Origin of the sequence: Sporomusa sp. (assembly GCF_035561255.1) — a bacterium.
GTDB lineage: Bacteria > Bacillota > Negativicutes > Sporomusales > Sporomusaceae > Sporomusa.
Genome location: NZ_DATMXX010000285.1, coordinates 1 through 2,580 on the forward strand (window position 1 = coordinate 1; position 2,580 = coordinate 2,580).

Consider the following 2,580-nt stretch of genomic DNA (forward strand, 5'->3'; position numbering starts at 1 on the left):
CTATAATGTCAGAAACATTAGGAAAAAGCGCGGCAAAAATTCAGGAAGCACTTAATAAGTACGGTTTGGAGCTCAAGGTAGTTACTATGCAGGATTCCACCCGCACTTGTGTCGAAGCAGCAAATACCATTGGCTGTGAAGTCGGGCAAATCGTCAAATCCATGATCTTTCGTGGAAAAACCAGCGGTGCCCCTGTACTTATTGTCGCCAGTGGCAACAACCGTATTAATGAGAAAAAGATGAAGGAATACCTGGGAGAAGCAGTATCCCGGCCTGATGCCAATTATGTTCAGGAAACCACTGGCTTTGCCATTGGTGGTATCCCGCCCATCGGACATGTGAACCAACTCAAATGCTTTATCGACTCAGACCTGTTTCAATATAGCGAGGTTTGGGCAGCTGCTGGCACGCCGTTTGACGTATTTTGTCTTACTCCCGAGCAATTAGCAACAATCACACAAGGGAAAATCATTGATGTAAAATAAAAATAGGCTTTTAGTCGACTAACTTTCAGGGACTTAGCGCTCTTAACTTCCACTTATGAAGATGGAAGCCTTAGAGCTGCTTGGTCCTTTTTTATCCTGATGAGTCTGCTTAAAAACCCTCATTTTTTCACCAATTTTAAAAGAGAAATCGTCATATCCGTCGAATACTACTGGTAAAGAACGGTAGAAAGAGGGTTGGACGATGTTCCGCTGGGATAATGTACAAACCAGTTTTTACAATTATGATGAGTTGTGGGATATATTGATTCCAGAGAACTCTGTCTATCGGTTGTTCCGTGAATTCGCCCCGATACTCGTAGTTCCCGAAGACCTAGAGGGTTTATACAGTCGGGATAACGGCAGACCAAGCTTATTTGCGCTGAGAATGACGCTGGCTTGCCTATTGCAACAGATGCACGCAGCCTCAGATCGCGATATGGAACAACAGACACAGGTAAATCTAGAATTTAAATATGCACTCGGCATGGGAGTTGATGAACCTGGGATTGATGCGGTTAGCTTATTTGTTCATCGGCAGCGTTTGATTCATCAAAATCTGGATACCTTGCTGTTGCAGCGTTTTATCTATCTACTGTACTGTTTGGGAATTTTGACAGGGAAAGAGCCCTTTTTAACCGATACGACGCATTCAATTTCTCCCATCAGTGAACAGAGTTCGATTAGTCTTATTCAACAAGCCGTCACGTTTGTGGTACGTCGCCTCAAGAAGAAAGGCCATATCTGTCAATTGCCCAACGATTTGCGCAAGCCGCTAACGCAGGAGAAGCGGTGGGAAGCGAGTTCATTACCAGACTATATTCGGGTGATTGATTTCCTTCTTCAATGGTTCGAACAAAATCCTGATTTGTTAGAAGATGACGTATTGAAGAGTCGTGTCTGCTGTTTAGCGCGTATCATGAAGGAACGCGTCATTCGGCATGCGGACAGTACCGTTACGTTTGCTGACACATCCACAGTAAAAGATATGGTTATCTCCGCGTATGATGTCGATGCTCGGTTTGGCTGCAAAGGGAAGATTCACTGGCGTGGCTACAAAATCGGCTCCATACAGATAGGTAAGACAGGCTTTATTGCCGCTAGCGACGTAATCGCTGCCAACCAGCATGACGGCGATACTCTAGCTCCATTAATCGATTCGTTGTTGCTCTCTCCGGTAGAAGAACCGACGGTCATTGGTGATTCGCACTATGGAGCGGTTGAACAACGGTTAGAAATGCAAGCAAGAGAGGTAAAAGTCATAGCGCCAGCGGCGAGAACACCAGAAGGCCCTACCATTGAAGAGGAGGGTTTCCAGGTTAGCGATGATTTATCCAGGCTCACCTGTCCGCAAGGCCATGACTGCGGTCGGTCGTATGAGGTAAAGTACGGAATGCAGTTCCATATTCGGAACACGAAGAAATCACCTTGCCAAACGTGTCCCCTAACTTCGACGTGTTTAGGCGGAAAAGATCGACGTACCGTGTTTGTTCATAAACATCACGCCATTATATCTCAGGCTCGGCGAGAAGAGAATACAGACTTGTTTAAGGCAAGCATGAATCTGCGTAAACAGATCGAGGCCAAGCAAAATGAGTTAGTAAACTACTATGGTCTTCGCCGTACTCAATATCGGGGAACACGCAATTTAGCTTATGTTGCGCGGATGAGATCATTAGGTGCAAATTTCCGCCGCCTTCAGCGTCTATTGAATAGTCCTAAACATGCATATTGTATTGATAAGGACACGGCAAAAAAGGCGGTGTGGTCACATGCGGCCTGACAAGGGGGTAGTCTGCCCTCTTAACGGTTTACGGAACCGTTAAGAGCTACAATGTAGGTTTTGGGACGAGCAATATGCCACCATTTGTTTGAAACAAAGACTTTATGCTGATTTTCTCTGCCATATGAACGGAAATAGCTCATTTTTATTCATTTTTTAAGCAGACTCCCTGATAGAAAGCATAACTTTCTCCTGGATAAGGGCAACATCGGCTTCCACTTTCGCCAAAGGCTCGGCGCAAGCCGTGTTTTCTTTACCGGATCTTTAATTAAACCACGTCAAAGCCAGCCTCTTCTACGGCTTTCACAAGCGCAC

At 45.4% G+C, this 2,580-nt stretch carries 2 protein-coding genes; both read left to right on the forward strand.

Annotated features, from left to right (window positions below; all coding sequences use genetic code 11):
- Positions 1-485: YbaK/EbsC family protein (locus tag VN379_RS15550; RefSeq protein ID WP_325535455.1), on the forward strand; the 485-nt coding region annotated here is incomplete at its 5' end.
- 202 nt (positions 486-687) lie between these two features.
- Positions 688-2,265, forward strand: a complete 1,578-nt coding sequence (locus VN379_RS15555) for a transposase (RefSeq protein ID WP_325535457.1) — start codon at positions 688-690, stop codon at positions 2,263-2,265.
- Positions 2,266-2,580: the final 315 nt, after the last annotated feature.